This is a genomic window from Vibrio sp. R10-SG-ISO4 (assembly GCF_059834135.1).
The window spans coordinates 114,438-128,409 of record NZ_JCBDHJ010000013.1 but is presented as its reverse complement, the minus strand read 5'-3'; the positions used below and the strand labels follow the sequence as shown (position 1 = coordinate 128,409).

Genomic DNA, 13,972 nt, shown 5'->3' with positions numbered 1-13,972 from the left:
TCTCAGCAAGGCGAGAAATTGAAAAGCCCTCGCATTTTGCTAAAATCCTTCGCGTTAAATTGAAATTAGAGAGAACATCCCGATGGGAAGAAGTTTTGAAGTGCGCAAAGCCTCAATGGCGAAAACTGCAGGCGCAAAAATTAAAGTTTATTCCAAGTACGGTAAAGAAATTTACGTGTGTGCAAAAAACGGCGGTTCAGACCCAGACATGAACCTGTCGCTTAAGCATTTGATTGCAAAAGCGAAAAAGGACCAAGTTCCTGCGCACGTGATCGATAAAGCGCTAGATAAAGCCAGCGGCGGTGGCGGTGAAGATTACCAACCTGCACGCTACGAAGGTTTCGGTCCGGGTGGCACGAGCGTTATCGTTGACTGTTTGACTGATAACGGCAATCGTACTTTCCAAGATGTTCGCCAGTGCTTTGTGAAAACAGGCGCGAAAATCGGTGTGGAAGGCTCAGTATCACACATGTTCGACCATCAAGCGGTGTTCCAGTTTAAAGGTGATGACGACGAGGTCATCCTAGAGACCTTGATGATGGAAGATGTGGACGTCACTGACGTAGAACTGGAAGATGGCGTGATCACAGTGTTCGCACCTCATACCGAGTTCTTTAAAACCAAAACGGCATTGAGCGAAGCGTTCCCAGACTTAGTTTTGGATGTTGAGGAAATCACCTTCGTACCGCAGACTCACACGCCAGTCAGTGGTGAGGATGCGGAGAAATTCCAAAAGTTCCTTGATATGCTTGATGATTGTGACGATGTTCAGCAGGTTTACCACAACGCTGAATTGTCGTAATCGACGAGTAAGACGAATAGAGTAACAAAAACCGAGCTTGGCTCGGTTTTTTTATGCCTGTGAGTTGGTCTTTGGGCTGGCCAACCAGGCTGATAAGCGGCGAATTTGTGGCAGTACCGTGAGGTTCAAGACCAAAGCGCATGGCCACGCCAAGGTAAAGCCTCTCATCCAAGCGGCTGGCCAGGTGGCGTTAAAGCCCAAATTGTAGCCAGACAGCAGCCCAGACATGATAAACGCCATTGTGAAGGATGACAGTAGGGCTGAAATCCAAAATTGTTTACGACTCATTGTAGCTCCTCATTAAATGGTTGTTTTGGCTATTCTGCATGCGAGTGAGTAATGTGTCTAACCGGTTTACAGTGTAAACCTCGACGATTATGCGACACGCTTTCTATCGTGCGCTAACGCCGAAACCGCTTGAGGCAGCAGTGACATAATGATCATGCCCAGCATTAAGCTGTACTGAAAGGGAGTGAAGGATTCACCAAGCAGTATCATCCCTGACACGATGCCCGCGACTGGATTGGCAATGCCGCCAAAAGTAAAATCGACCACAGTCATTCTTTGTAGCAGCCAGACATACATGGCGTAGCTAAACGCCGTATTCAGACCGACCACCCAGACTAACCCGAGTGCATTGCCCATTGAAAAGTGCTCAATGACGGAGGCGTACTGCTCCGGTGACGAGACACTGTGGAGCAGCGCCGCTAAGGTGAGTACACCACCCCCAATGAGTAATTGCCACGTCAGGACTTTCCACCAGTGGATGCGACTGCCCAAAGATTTGGTCAACGCGCTGCCTGTCACTATGCATAAAATCGCGCCCAGCATGGCGAGCAAGCCAACCGGATCAAGGACAATCGCACTGGGATCGAACAACCACCACGCAAGCATGATCAAGGATGCGCCGCAAACCGATTGCAGTAAGGTCGGTCTGATTTTATGAACGATCGCCGCGTAGCTCAGCGCAAACACAGGAACAGAGACCATGCCAACACCGGCAATTGCAGACGGCAATCGCAGTGCCATGACAAAAATCAAGCTGAAAAACAGCCCGATGTTGACCGTTCCTAGTAGAGCCAGTACTCGCCATTCACCTCTTTTGGGCCAGCTCGGTTTTATTGCAAGCAATAACAGCCCTGCCGGTAGCGCGCGCAATGCGCCAAGCAGCAAAGGCGGCCAGTCTGTAAGGGCGAACTGTGTCACGGCGTAAGTGGTACCCCAAAAAAACGCAGGGATCATGGCAAGCAATATATTCATTTAATTTATCTTTACGTTAAGATATTGGCCCGAACCATACGCCTATTCACCGTGCTTGTAAAGTATCTTTATGTTAAGGTAAATCCGCATGTCAGAATAATGGAGAGGCACCCCGGTGGATGTCATTGACACCTTGACCCAGCAGTGGTCGACAGAAAAACCGCATCTCGACACAGGGCCGATGGCCATGATGGGGCGGCTATTGCGCATTGCGAAGCAGATCGAAGCGGCGCTGGCTCAATTGCACAAGCAGTATGACTTGAAATTGGGAGAATTTGACGTCTTGGCCACCCTGCGCCGCAGTGGCGCGCCGTATCGTTTGACCCCTTCTGAGCTTATCAACGCGATGCTGCTGACCTCTGGGGCGATGACCAACCGTCTTGATAAACTCACAAGTAAAGGCTTGATCGTACGTATTCACAGTGAGCAAGATAGACGCAGCGTTGCGGTTGAATTGACGGAGCGTGGGCGCACTGTGATTGATGCCTTGCTCGACGAGCACGTGGCCCTTCAGCATCGCCTTGTCGAAGGGCTGAACGCTTCGCAGCGTGAAGCGCTGACCGCTCTGCTTAAAGAGTGGCAGCAGCAACTGGAATCTTAGATGACGGACAACCAAAGAGTATGCCGATGCAATTAACCCCTGCCATCGCGCTTCATATTGTTGAGCGCGCCTCGTCCATCTTGCCTTACCCCGTCAATGTGATGGATGAGTGTGGCATCGTCATTGGTTCGAGTGACGAGAGTCGTCTTCATCGCTCTCATAAAGGCGCCTTATTGGTACTGCAAGAGCAACGTGCGGTCGAAGTGGATAGTTCGATGGCCAAGGCGTTAGTGGGGGTTAAACAAGGGATCAATTTACCGATTCGTTATCGTGGACAAATGATTGGCGTAGTCGGCTTATCCGGAGAACCCCAAGAGGTACGCTATTACGCTGAGTTAGTCAAAATGACGGCGGAAATGGTCATTGAGCAAGCCGCTTTGGTGGCGGAACTGCAATGGGATAATCGCCATAGAGAGAAACTCCTGCAGCAATTACTAGGAGCGCCAAATGTTCAAGAAGGGCAATTGGCGACGATTGCCGAGCGGCTTACCATTGATTTACGTCAGCCACGTCTTGCATTGATCCTCAAAGTGAGCTCAACGGTGCCAACGCCTTTGTCGCTAGAGGCGATTCAAGCGCTCATTGCGGATTTAGAGCATACTCAGCGTGACGCCTTAATTGGCCTGATGCCTGATGCACCGGATGAGATTGTCTTGTTGGTGCCTGCGCAAGTTAAGGCTCAGCTCTGGGATAAATCTCGTGAGGAACATGCATGTTTGAGGCGATGGCAGACCATTGAGCAGTGCATCCAGCGCCATTGTGATAGCGGCTACTCCGCTCGGTTGACCGTTGGGCACTACTATCCAGGGCTAGATGGTCTCAAGCGCTCGTATCTCAGTGCTCAATCACTGCTGTTTATCGCCACTTCTGAGTCTCTGTCCATCCAGTTTTATCATCAACACACCTTGGCGGCATTGGTGGCGAGTTTACGACAATCGTCCTGGCATCAGCATCAGCTTGTAGAGCCGATTGAGCGTCTAATAGCCAAAGATCGTAAGGGCGTGCTGCTACATACGCTACGCACCTATTTTGAGCACAATGAGGATGCGATGAGCACGTGCCAAATGTTGGATATTCATAAAAATACGCTGCGCTACCGTCTAGAGAAAGTGGAAGCACTCACTGACAAACGACTTTCTTGCCTCGAAGATAAAGTGGCGCTTTACCTCGCGCTGCAAGCAAAAATTGTTTATTGACACAATAAACTAGCATTATTTTTCATCAATATTGTCAATACATCCAATTAAATGACGTTCAAGCCATTCTATACTGGTGATACTCATTTGTGCTTGGCGAAATAGGAAAACCGATGAAAGTAGTGATTGCACCAGATTCATTTAAAGAAAGCTTAACCGCGATGGAGGTCGCTGATGCGATTGAGCGAGGCTGCCGCACCGTTTGGCCGGATGCGAATTACATCAAGTTGCCGATGGCCGATGGCGGGGAGGGCACAGTGCAGTCGCTGGTTGATGCCACGGGAGGCAGTATTGTACCTGCAGTGGTAACCGGCCCGATGGGCGAGCCTGTTGAGGCGTTTTATGGATTGCTGGGTGATGGCCGCACTGCGGTGATAGAGATGGCCGCGGCATCGGGCATTCATCTCGTTGCCGCAGAGGATCGCAATCCGCTTACCACCACCAGCTATGGAACGGGAGAGTTGATTCTCGCTGCCATCGCACAGGGCGTCACGTCCATCATCATTGGTATTGGTGGGAGTGCGACCAACGATGGCGGAGTCGGCATGTTGCAGGCGCTTGGCGCGCGTTGTCTGGACAGACAAGGCAATGAGATCGCATTCGGTGGCGGTGCGTTGCGTGAGCTAGATTGCCTTGATCTTAGTGGACTCCTTCCTGCCTTGACTCAGGTGGAGCTCAATGTCGCGTGCGATGTGGACAACCCACTGTGTGGTGAGTTTGGCGCTTCTGCTGTGTTCGGTCCGCAAAAAGGGGCGACAGCGGCGATGGTGAAGCAGCTAGATGACAACTTAGCGCATTATGCTGACATCATTGAGCACACCACTGGGGCTATGGTCAAACATCAGGCCGGAGCGGGCGCCGCTGGTGGTCTAGGGGCGGCGTTACTGGGTGTGCTTCATGCGAAGCTGACACCCGGCATTGATATTGTGATGCAAGCGCTGGCGCTTGATTCTCACCTCCAAGATGCGGATTTGGTGATCACAGGCGAAGGACGCATCGATAGCCAAAGCATTCATGGTAAAACCCCCATCGGTGTAGCTAAAGCCGCCAAACGCTACGATATTCCTGTGATCGGTATTGCCGGTAGCCTTGCTAAAGATTGCGCGATTGTCCATCAACATGGGCTTGATGCCGTTTTTAGCGTCGTACTCGGCGCGACCGATCTTCCTACTGCACTAAAAGAAGCGGCCTTCAATGTGGAGCTGACGGCGAGAAACGTTGCGGCGGCGCTGGCTCTTTGTGTTAAGTGAGCATTTTCAAAAGATTAGTAAGGGAGCAACATGCTCCCTTCCTTGCCATTTAACGCGGCTCTCGCACTATCTTTATGGCTCCGTCGAGGTGAATATCACGCTGCGGGTAGGCGATGGTGATGCCGTGCTCGTTAAACGCGGCGTCAATCTCGAAGCGAATCTCGCTTGAGACGGATCGGATGCCCCCTTCAACTTGCGAGTGAATCCAGAAGAAGGATTCAAAGATCAGCGCGTTGTCGCCAAAGTCTTGGAAAAAGACTTTGGGTTCAGGTTTAGGCAGCACCTTTGGATTGCTGGTGGTGATTTCACGCATCAGCTTTTCGACCAAGCGAACATCACTGCCGTATGCCACACCGACGACAACCGACGCGCGCACCAGTTCATCGCGTAGCGTCCAGTTGATCACTGTATTTTCAAGCAACTTGCTGTTTGGGATCAACATATGCACGCCATCGACACGGCGAATACGGGTCGAGCGGGTGTTGATTTGCTCCACCTTGCCCTTTGCGCCTTCCACCTCAAGAAAGTCGCCGATTCGAATCGGCTTTTCGCCAATCAAAATCCAACCACTGATGAAGTTGTTGATGATGTTTTGTGCGCCGAAACCAAAACCGATCGCAATAGCGCCGGAGAGAAACGCAAACGCCGTGATCGGAATGTTGAGCATCGACAAGGTGGTGAGGAAGATCATGCCAAGGGCAATCACAAACAAAATCCGCTCAATCAAATGGATGATGTTGGGATCTTTGCCATTGGACGCCAACCTTGATGAGACCGCTTTGATCATCAATTTCGCGATCCACAAGCTCACCACCACCCAAGTAGGGACCATCAAGATGGCCCACAAGGTGATCGGTTGTTCGTTAAAAGTAAAGAGCGTCATTTCTAACCATGAAATGGTTTGCTCAAACATAGTGTTCTACTCCTGTATGCTAGACCCGCAAAATACCTGCGCAGGGTCGATTAAAAAGCGTTTGCCCATCGCTTGGCGGCCCAGCAACATCAGATAAGTCATGTCTGAGCGGTCGGTGAGCGTGATCTGAATCGGCCACTCTAACTCGCCCAATTTGGCCATCGTTTCAATCACGTAGCGCTGCTCTGACATACCGTTGGATGACTTGATTTTGCGCAGGTCATACAACTCAGATTTGCATCGCACCACTTTGTCGACGTCGTGCACTTCTGGGTGAATATCAAACTGAATACCGGGTTTACCGTTCACTTTGATAAGCTTAATGTGATCAACGTGTAGGGACGAGGTTTGCGCGCCTGAATCCACTCGCACGGTGAGATTATCAATGCCCAGTTCAGGCAAGGAAATGTTCTCTAAGCGACCAATAATGACTTTTTCTGTGTTGCTTCTTTTCATTACAGACCTTCTTTTATCTCTCTAGAGGCGACGTCTTCAGACAGTTTGTCTATCTGTTCGGCGACCGCTTTTTCATCTTCATCAAAATAGGCGATGTGATACATGGCTTCGCCTTCTTGAACCAAAGGAATGTTTTGCTTACCGATGATGACCCCTGTGCGAGGCGCGACAATCACCGCCAACTTTTCACCGTACGCACTGCTAATGGTAGCCAGTTCATCGCCCTTCTTGACGTAGTCACCCAACTGGTACTTGTGTCTGACGATGCCACTGGCACTGCCGCGAACCCATTGGCTGCCACGAGCGACCACAGGCTCAGGGACCCCTTTACGTTGGTTGCGACCTTTGCTGACCATGTTGAGATGGCGCAGGACGCGAATCACGCCACGGGTGCCCATACGAATCGAGGTCTCATCAAAGCGCAGTGCTTCACCTCCTTCATACACCAAGACTTTGGTATTCGAGTTGGCGGCGCAATCGCGCAGTGAGCCGTCAATTTCTTCCGAGTGCAGTACCACAGGCGCACCAAAGGCGTTGGCCAGTTCTGCGGTCACCTCATCTTCAACGTTAGCCCGGATCTGTGGCAAGTTGGTGCGATGAATCGCGCCAGTATGCAAATCGATACCGTATTGGCATTTGTCGATGATTTCGGTTTTAAAAATATTGGCGACTCGAGCCGCGAGGGACCCTTTAGGTGAGCCCGGAAAGCTGCGGTTGAGATCGCGTCTATCAGGTAAATAACGGCTTTGATGAATCACACCATGCACGTTAACCATAGGCACAAAAATCACCGTACCACGCAGGACGCGAAAGCGTTTCATGTTGATGATGCGATGGACAATTTCAATGCCATTGAGCTCATCACCATGCACCGCGGCACTGACGAAAATCGTCGGCCCTGCCTGTTTTCCACGCACGATATACACCGGCAGCGAAACTTCGGCGTCTGTATACAGCTTTGCTACTGGCAGCGCAATCTTTTTACGCTCGCCCGGCTTAATCGTGTGAGCGCCAATTTTCAGTTCTGTCATGCTTATTAACCCTTGCCACGCGTCTTGTTGGCGTTAAATTTGGCGTTTTTCTCAATAAATTCGTACAGCTTGCCCGCCACATCGAGGTTGGTTGCTTTTTCAATGCCTTCTAGACCTGGAGAGGAGTTGACTTCCATCACCATCGGTCCGCTGTTAGAGCGCAGCAAGTCAACGCCACAGAAATTCAAGCCCATCACTTTGGCCGCATTGACCGCAGTTTCGCGCTCTTCTTTGGTCAAACGAATGATCTCCGCAGAGCCGCCACGGTGCAGGTTGGAGCGAAACTCCCCTTCGGCCGCTTGACGCTTCATTGCAGCAACCACGCGTCCACCAATCACCAAACAGCGAATGTCAGCGCCGCCAGACTCTTTGATGTACTCTTGAATCAAAATGTTCGCTTGCAGTCCCATGAAGGCTTCGATGATGCTCTCCGCCGCTTTAGAGGTTTCCGCAAGTACCACGCCAATGCCTTGAGTACCTTCAAGCAATTTAATGACCAGCGGTGCGCCACCGACGTTTTTGATCAAGTCTTTGATGTTGTCCGGTTTGCTTGCAAAGCCTGTTCTTGGTAGACCAATGCCTTTGCGAGACAGCAATTGTAGCGAGCGCAATTTGTCACGAGAGCGGCTAATCGCCACCGACTCATTGACGTTAAAGGTGCCCATCATTTCAAACTGCCTTGCCACAGCAGTGCCGTAGAAGGTGATGGAAGAGCCAATACGCGGAATCACCGCATCGTACAGCGGCAGCTCTTCACCGTGATAACGCACGGTAGGGCGGCTGCTTGTTATATCCATGTAACAGTGTAGAGTGTCGATCACATCGACCTCGTGGCCACGTTCGATACCCGCCTCGACGAGACGCTGAGTGGAATAGAGTTTTTTATTGCGAGACAGAATAGCGATTTTCATGAGGCACTCCTTTGTGTTTGTGCGACTTAACTGTAGTCTTTGAAAATCGATAAGCAAAACTCTATATTTCTTACAGTTTGTTTGAAAAAATTTATCAAAACCGATGAAGATTGAATTACTAAAGACCTTTATTGAAGTGAGCCAAACGCTCCATATTCGGATGTCTGCTCAGAACTTACACCTGACGCAGGCGGCGGTCAGCTCCCGAATCAAACAGCTTGAAGATGAGTTGGGGGTGATGCTGTTTGATCGCGCTAACAAGCGCCTAAAACTGACCGCAGAAGGCGATAAAATGGTCAAGCACGCCAACGACATGATGGCGATGTGGCACAAAATTAAGCAAGAAGTCGGCGTGACAGACAGCGATGGCTCGCAGCTATTTTTAGGTGCCATGATGTCCATTTGGGATATCGTGCTGCATGACTGGTTACAAAAAATTCACCGTAATATTGATGATGCCCATCTTTACACCCACACATACTCATCGGTGGAATTGCGTAAACGGGTCCTCAACCGAATCTTAGATATCGCGTTTCTGTTTGAGCCGCCACATACCGATGAAGTCGTGGCGAAAAAGCTCTGCACTGTCCCTTTGGTGTTGGTCAGTACGACGCCAGTAAGGGAAGCGTCGGAGCTAGAGAGCTTTGTGATGGTGGATTACGGTGATGCGATTAACTCTATGTTTTCCCATCACTTTGGCGAAGAGCTCGCGCCAAGGCATCATATGACGCAGCCCAATGTTGCCCTCTCATTTATTCTGGATGCGGGCGGGGCGGCGTACTTGCCGCGGCAGATGTGTTTTGCCCAGTTGCGACGTCAGCAACTGCATTTGGTGCCCAATACGCCGACGTTTCATCGTGATATCTATGCGATTTACTTGGCCAGCAGCCACAAACGTGAGCTGATTGAGGATTCACTGATGCTGTTTCCCTATAGTATTAGATAACCTTCAGCATTAGATAATGTTTGTTTTATCCGGTTAATTGTTCGATTTTTTTTATCAACTCACTTTTTAACCGTAAAAAATCACGGTTGGGCGTGAAAATTAAGGAGCGTCAGAGTGCTAAAAGCGTTTTATCTACATGACAATCAGTTGTCCGAAGGCGGCGAGGAGTTAATCACTCAGTGGCAAACTCAAGGTGGCCACATTTGGTTAGATTTTTATGAGGAGCCCGCTCAGCAGGAAGCCGAGCTTCTCGCTAAGCTAGGCTGCCACCCATTAGCCATTCAAGATGCGCAGCGCGATCGCCGTCCGCCTAAGGTGGAAGAGTTTGATCAGCATACTTTCGTGCTTTATCGCGGTTTTAGTCATGTTGAAGAACATCTCGATTTAAAAACCATGGCGCTTGCCTGTTTTGTCGGTGAAAAAATCCTGATCACCCGCCGTGTGGAACACTCGTTTGGTATTGAAGCGTTAGCGGCGCACAAATCGCTGGCGAAGTATTTGCGTTCACCAAGCTTGCTGTTGAGTAAAATCATGAACGCCTCGGCGCAGCGTTTTACCGATGCGGTGTTAGAAGCGGAAGATGAAATCAGTGAGTTGGAAGATGGCATGCTGACGCAATCCAGTGATGAGCTGATGCAGCGACTGATTTTGCTTAAATCCCATCTGCGTAAAATTCACCGCGTGCAGTCCTACCACGTGAAGTTGATTGATCAGGTGATGGAAGAAGAGCTGGCCTTCATTGATATGAACGATTCAGAGGTGAAACACAGCTTCCGTGATGTGTTTGATAAATTCGATCGTCTCGAAAGTTTAACTTCTATGTACTACGACTTGTGCGGCGACTTGATTGAAGGTTACATCTCGCTGAGCTCGCATCAACTGAACAAGACCATGCAGCTATTGACGGTGGTATCAGCGATTTTCGTGCCGCTGACCTTTATTGCCGGTATCTACGGAATGAACTTCGAATACATTCCTGAGCTGCGGTTTGAGCACGGCTATTTTGTGTTGTGGGGTGTGATGATTGGTGTCGCGTCGGCGCTATTGTACGTCTTTAGGCGCAAACGCTGGTTGTAGCGAGCGGTTATTCATAAACGCCATCGCCCACCAAATCGGTGGGCGATGGTTTTTTTATGGCTTGGCGTGTGATGCTTCGCCGAGTACCGTTATTCGGCTTTCGCCTCTCGGCCGTTATTGTCTTTGAGAGTGCTTTCTTTGTGATTGTTCTCTTTGCTGTGGATCAGTGACACCATGATTTCGCCCGCCACGGGCTTGAGTTCATCAGGCTGGCTGACAATCTGGATGCGGTTTTTCACATTGACCACAAACAACGGCACCACGGTGGCGTCTTTGTATTGCGTCTTGTAATCCTCAAAGGTGAAGTTATCACTGATCTTGGTGTGCTTCATTTCAGCCCCTTGACCAATCATACTGGCCAACTTTTTATAGCTGACTGTGCCACCGAGCAGCAGGGAGTAGGCGTGTTCAGAGTTGTGAGTATGCTTATCTTGTGACTCATCGCTTTTCTTTTCATGCAGACAAAACACCTTGCGATGGCCAAAGTCGGTCGCGAGTTGCACACTGGCAATAGAGTTGAAATGTTGGTCGGGGGTGACCGCCAGCACCTGACCAATACCAATCAGGTCGAGGTTGTCTTCGGCATGGCTCGAGGTGGGGTTGCCGTAGTAGCTATCAAACCCGTCCATGCGCGCTTTGCGTACGTAGTCCCAGTTGGAATCGGCCATCAGAATTCGGCAGTCGTAGGTTGAAATCGCTTTACCAATTTTGCGCGCAACATCGTTGGCACCCACAATCAAAAAGCCTCTTGGCGAAGGCTCTGCGACACCCAGCCAAGCCGCGATCGGGCGGGCCGTGGCACTTTGCAGCACTACGGTGCCGATGATGACCATAAAGATCAGTGGTACCAGCAAGTTTGCGCCTTCGACCTCCAAAAAGGTCAGTTTAATGGCAAACAGTGAAGAGACCGCAGCGGCAACGATACCGCGCGGGGCAACCCAAGCGAGGAAGGCTTTCTCTTTGGTCGACAGCTGGCTGCGCGCCGTGGACAGGAAAATTGACACCGGACGAGACACCAACTGGATGACGGCAAACAGCACCAACGCCGCGAAACCAAGCTGCTCAAAGTCGGACACTTGCACTCGCGCGGCGAGTAGAATAAACAGACCAGAGATAAAGAGAATGGTGAGGTTCTCTTTAAAATGGAGGATGTGCGCAATGCTGACGCCTTTGACGTTGGCAAGCCATACGCCCATTACGGTTACGGTCAAAAGACCCGATTCGTGTTCAAGGTAATTGGAGGCGGCAAACACCCCCAGCACAATCGTTAGCACGGCAAACGGCTGTAAATACTCCGGTAACCAATGGCGGCGCATCATGGCGGCCACCAACACGCCCGCCGCGATGCCCAAGCCAAAACCGACCACCAAAATGGTGCCGAATACGGCTAAGCTGTGCACTTCGCTTTGTGAGACGATGAACTCATACACCATCACCACAAACAGCGCGCCTAATGGGTCAATTAAGATCCCTTCCCAGCGCAAAATATTGGCCAGGCGTGAGCTTGGCCTGACCGTGCGTAGCAGCGGCACGATCACTGTTGGCCCTGTCACCACGGTTAAGCTGCCAAAGAGGAAGGCGATGGTCCAGTCTAGGCCAAGCAAATAGTGGGTCGCGAACGAGGTAATGATCCACGAGATCACTGCCCCTATGGTGACGATACTCCAAACACTTTTACTGATCCCCCTTATTTGTTTGAAGTTCAGGGTCAAGCTGCCTTCAAATAGAATCACGGCAACAGCCAGTGAAATGATGGGGAAAAACAGGTCGCCCAAGGCTTGCTCGGGTGAGAACAGGCCAAGCACTGGCCCCACTAGCAATCCAGCAATCAACAAAAATAGAATCGCCGGCAGTTTAAGTTGCCATGCGACCCACTGACAGACTAATCCTAGAACCCCGACACCGGCTAGGGTCAAGGCGATCATCTCTGAACTCATTGTTATTCCTTTTGAAAATGGATGATATCTTTTAAATTCAAGCTACACCTGAAACTGGGCGCTTGCACCCTTTTTCTTATCCACTTAGAGTGAAAATCCATACGTTCAGTGAACAAGAGCTGTCAATCAGTAAGAATAGTCAAGTTAGGGGAATATCATGGAAAATAGGCTTGATCCGAGCGAGATTTCATTGCTTTTACCAGACACCGACGCTGGGCTTGCCGTGCATAACCCTGCAACAGGCGAGCCAGTGGGTGTAGTGCCTGTTAGCACTTCACAAGAGATAGAGCAGGCCATCGGGCGCGCGCATAAGGCACAGCCTGAGTGGGCGTCACTGAGCGCCAAAGCGCGGGCGAATCGCCTGCTTGCCTGGCATGCATTGTTGCTTGAACACCAAGAAGCACTGGCAACCCTGATGACGCTTGAGCAAGGTAAACCGCTGCCCGAAGCGCGAGGTGAGGTGGCCTACGGCGCGAGCTTTATTCAGTGGTTTGCAGAAGAGGGAAAGCGAGCCTACGGTGAAACCATCCCCGCACCAAGTGGGGATAAGCGCATTGTGACTATTAAGCAGCCGGTGGGTGTGGCTTGCGCCATTACGCCTTGGAACTTTCCGATAGCCATGATCACCCGCAAAGCGGCGCCGGCGTTGGCGGCGGGATGCAGCTTTATCGTTAAGCCGTCTGAGCTCACCCCGCTGTGCGCGTTCGCATTGGCCAAGTTGGCGTATCAGGCGGGCATCCACTCTGATGTGTTTCAGGTGGTGATTGGGCGCAGCGCCCCAGAGGTGGGTGAGCGGTTTACCTCTTCTCCGTTGATTCGCAAACTCTCGTTTACTGGCTCTACCCGAGTGGGCAAAGCCTTGCTGGCGCAAAGCGCACATGACGTTAAACGCACATCGATGGAGCTTGGCGGTAACGCACCCTTTATCGTGTTTGCCGATGCAGATGTAGACGCGGCGGTAGATGGGGCCATCGCCTCTAAGTTTCGCAATGCTGGGCAGACCTGCGTGTGTGCCAACCGCTTTTATGTTCAGCGTGAGATTTACGACTTATTCGTGGCGAAATTTGTCGCGAAAGTGGAGGCGTTAACGGTTGGTAATGGCCTCGACGAAGGCGTGGAGATAGGCCCCATCATTACCCATGAAGCCAAACAAAATCTCCTATCGCTGGTGGAGCAGGCCACAGCGCAAGGCGCGGTCGTTGCCAACAAAGCGCGGACGTTAGACGGGCAGTTTATGGCGCCAGTGGTGCTGACAAATGTTGAGCACACGATGGCACTGGTCCAAGATGAAATTTTCGGCCCCATCGCGCCCATCATCGCCTTTGACGATGAGGCGCAGTTAATTGAGCAGGCCAACGATACGCCTTATGGTCTCGCCGCCTACTTTTATACTCAGCATATTGGCCGAGCTTGGCGGGTCGCCGAGGCGCTGGAATACGGCATGGTTGGCATCAATGAAGGGATTATCTCTACCGAAGTGGCGCCATTTGGCGGCGTAAAGCAGTCCGGTATCGGCAGAGAAGGTGCCAAGCAGGGACTGGATGAGTACCTCGACATCAAATACCTCTGCTTTGGTGGCGTATAGCGCTAAG

The 13,972-nt window shown here is 51.0% G+C and carries 14 protein-coding genes; 7 read left to right on the top strand and 7 right to left on the bottom strand.

Going from position 1 to position 13,972, the window contains the following annotated elements; all coding sequences use genetic code 11:
* Positions 1-82 precede the first annotated feature (82 nt).
* A complete protein-coding gene (locus AC6R03_RS07065) occupies positions 83-802 on the top strand; it encodes a YebC/PmpR family DNA-binding transcriptional regulator (RefSeq protein ID WP_500630985.1) in 720 nt (239 codons plus the stop codon).
* Positions 803-853: 51 nt separating this feature from the next.
* Here AC6R03_RS07065 and AC6R03_RS07060 read toward each other — a convergent pair whose 3' ends face one another.
* Together AC6R03_RS07060 and AC6R03_RS07055 are read right to left on the bottom strand one after the other, a co-directional pair.
* Positions 854-1,090, bottom strand: coding sequence for a DUF2798 domain-containing protein (locus tag AC6R03_RS07060; RefSeq protein ID WP_500630600.1), 237 nt, complete (start codon positions 1,088-1,090; stop codon positions 854-856).
* An 87-nt stretch (positions 1,091-1,177) separates the two neighbouring features.
* Complete coding sequence (locus AC6R03_RS07055; RefSeq protein WP_500630601.1) at positions 1,178-2,062, bottom strand: DMT family transporter; 885 nt, start codon at positions 2,060-2,062, stop codon at positions 1,178-1,180.
* A 115-nt stretch (positions 2,063-2,177) separates the two neighbouring features.
* Between AC6R03_RS07055 and AC6R03_RS07050 the strand changes: the two genes are divergently transcribed.
* The 3 genes from AC6R03_RS07050 to AC6R03_RS07040 all read left to right on the top strand — a co-directional run bounded on the left by AC6R03_RS07050 (position 2,178) and on the right by AC6R03_RS07040 (position 5,109).
* Entirely contained in the window at positions 2,178-2,663 is a 486-nt protein-coding gene (locus tag AC6R03_RS07050) for a MarR family winged helix-turn-helix transcriptional regulator (RefSeq protein ID WP_500630602.1), read from the top strand.
* Between the two features lie 26 nt (positions 2,664-2,689).
* A complete protein-coding gene (locus AC6R03_RS07045) occupies positions 2,690-3,859 on the top strand; it encodes a sugar diacid recognition domain-containing protein (RefSeq protein WP_500630603.1) in 1,170 nt (389 codons plus the stop codon).
* Between the two features lie 113 nt (positions 3,860-3,972).
* A complete protein-coding gene (locus tag AC6R03_RS07040) occupies positions 3,973-5,109 on the top strand; it encodes a glycerate kinase (protein WP_500630604.1) in 1,137 nt (378 codons plus the stop codon).
* Positions 5,110-5,158: 49 nt separating this feature from the next.
* On the opposite strand, the gene AC6R03_RS07035 is transcribed toward AC6R03_RS07040, so the two are convergent.
* Genes AC6R03_RS07035 through rimK form a run of 4 tightly spaced genes read right to left on the bottom strand, consistent with a single transcriptional unit; the run spans position 5,159 to position 8,420 of the window.
* A complete protein-coding gene (locus tag AC6R03_RS07035) occupies positions 5,159-6,022 on the bottom strand; it encodes a mechanosensitive ion channel family protein (protein WP_500630605.1) in 864 nt (287 codons plus the stop codon).
* Positions 6,023-6,028: 6 nt separating this feature from the next.
* Positions 6,029-6,478 carry an ATP-dependent zinc protease family protein gene (locus AC6R03_RS07030; protein WP_500630606.1) on the bottom strand — a complete coding sequence of 150 codons (450 nt, stop codon included), beginning with the start codon at positions 6,476-6,478 and terminating at the stop codon, positions 6,029-6,031.
* A complete protein-coding gene (locus AC6R03_RS07025) occupies positions 6,478-7,509 on the bottom strand; it encodes a succinylglutamate desuccinylase/aspartoacylase family protein (RefSeq protein WP_334552984.1) in 1,032 nt (343 codons plus the stop codon). The genes AC6R03_RS07030 and AC6R03_RS07025 overlap by 1 nt, the downstream gene beginning before the upstream one ends.
* Before the next feature lie 5 nt (positions 7,510-7,514).
* Entirely contained in the window at positions 7,515-8,420 is a 906-nt protein-coding gene (gene rimK, locus AC6R03_RS07020; protein WP_334552982.1) for a 30S ribosomal protein S6--L-glutamate ligase, read from the bottom strand.
* A gap of 103 nt (positions 8,421-8,523) precedes the next feature.
* Here rimK and AC6R03_RS07015 point away from each other — a divergent pair, with 103 nt between their 5' ends.
* Positions 8,524-9,366 carry a LysR family transcriptional regulator gene (locus tag AC6R03_RS07015; protein ID WP_500630607.1) on the top strand — a complete coding sequence of 281 codons (843 nt, stop codon included), beginning with the start codon at positions 8,524-8,526 and terminating at the stop codon, positions 9,364-9,366.
* A gap of 114 nt (positions 9,367-9,480) precedes the next feature.
* The gene (locus tag AC6R03_RS07010; protein ID WP_500630608.1) at positions 9,481-10,443 is read left to right on the top strand and encodes a magnesium transporter CorA family protein; all 963 of its coding nucleotides are present in this window, start codon (positions 9,481-9,483) and stop codon (positions 10,441-10,443) included.
* 89 nt (positions 10,444-10,532) lie between these two features.
* Here the strand turns inward: AC6R03_RS07010 and AC6R03_RS07005 are convergent, their stop codons facing one another.
* Complete coding sequence (locus AC6R03_RS07005) at positions 10,533-12,380, bottom strand: cation:proton antiporter (protein WP_500630609.1); 1,848 nt, start codon at positions 12,378-12,380, stop codon at positions 10,533-10,535.
* Between the two features lie 157 nt (positions 12,381-12,537).
* On the opposite strand from AC6R03_RS07005, the gene AC6R03_RS07000 reads away from it, so the two are divergent.
* Positions 12,538-13,965 (top strand): NAD-dependent succinate-semialdehyde dehydrogenase, encoded by a 1,428-nt coding sequence (locus AC6R03_RS07000; RefSeq protein ID WP_500630610.1) that lies wholly within the window; start codon positions 12,538-12,540, stop codon positions 13,963-13,965.
* Positions 13,966-13,972: the final 7 nt, after the last annotated feature.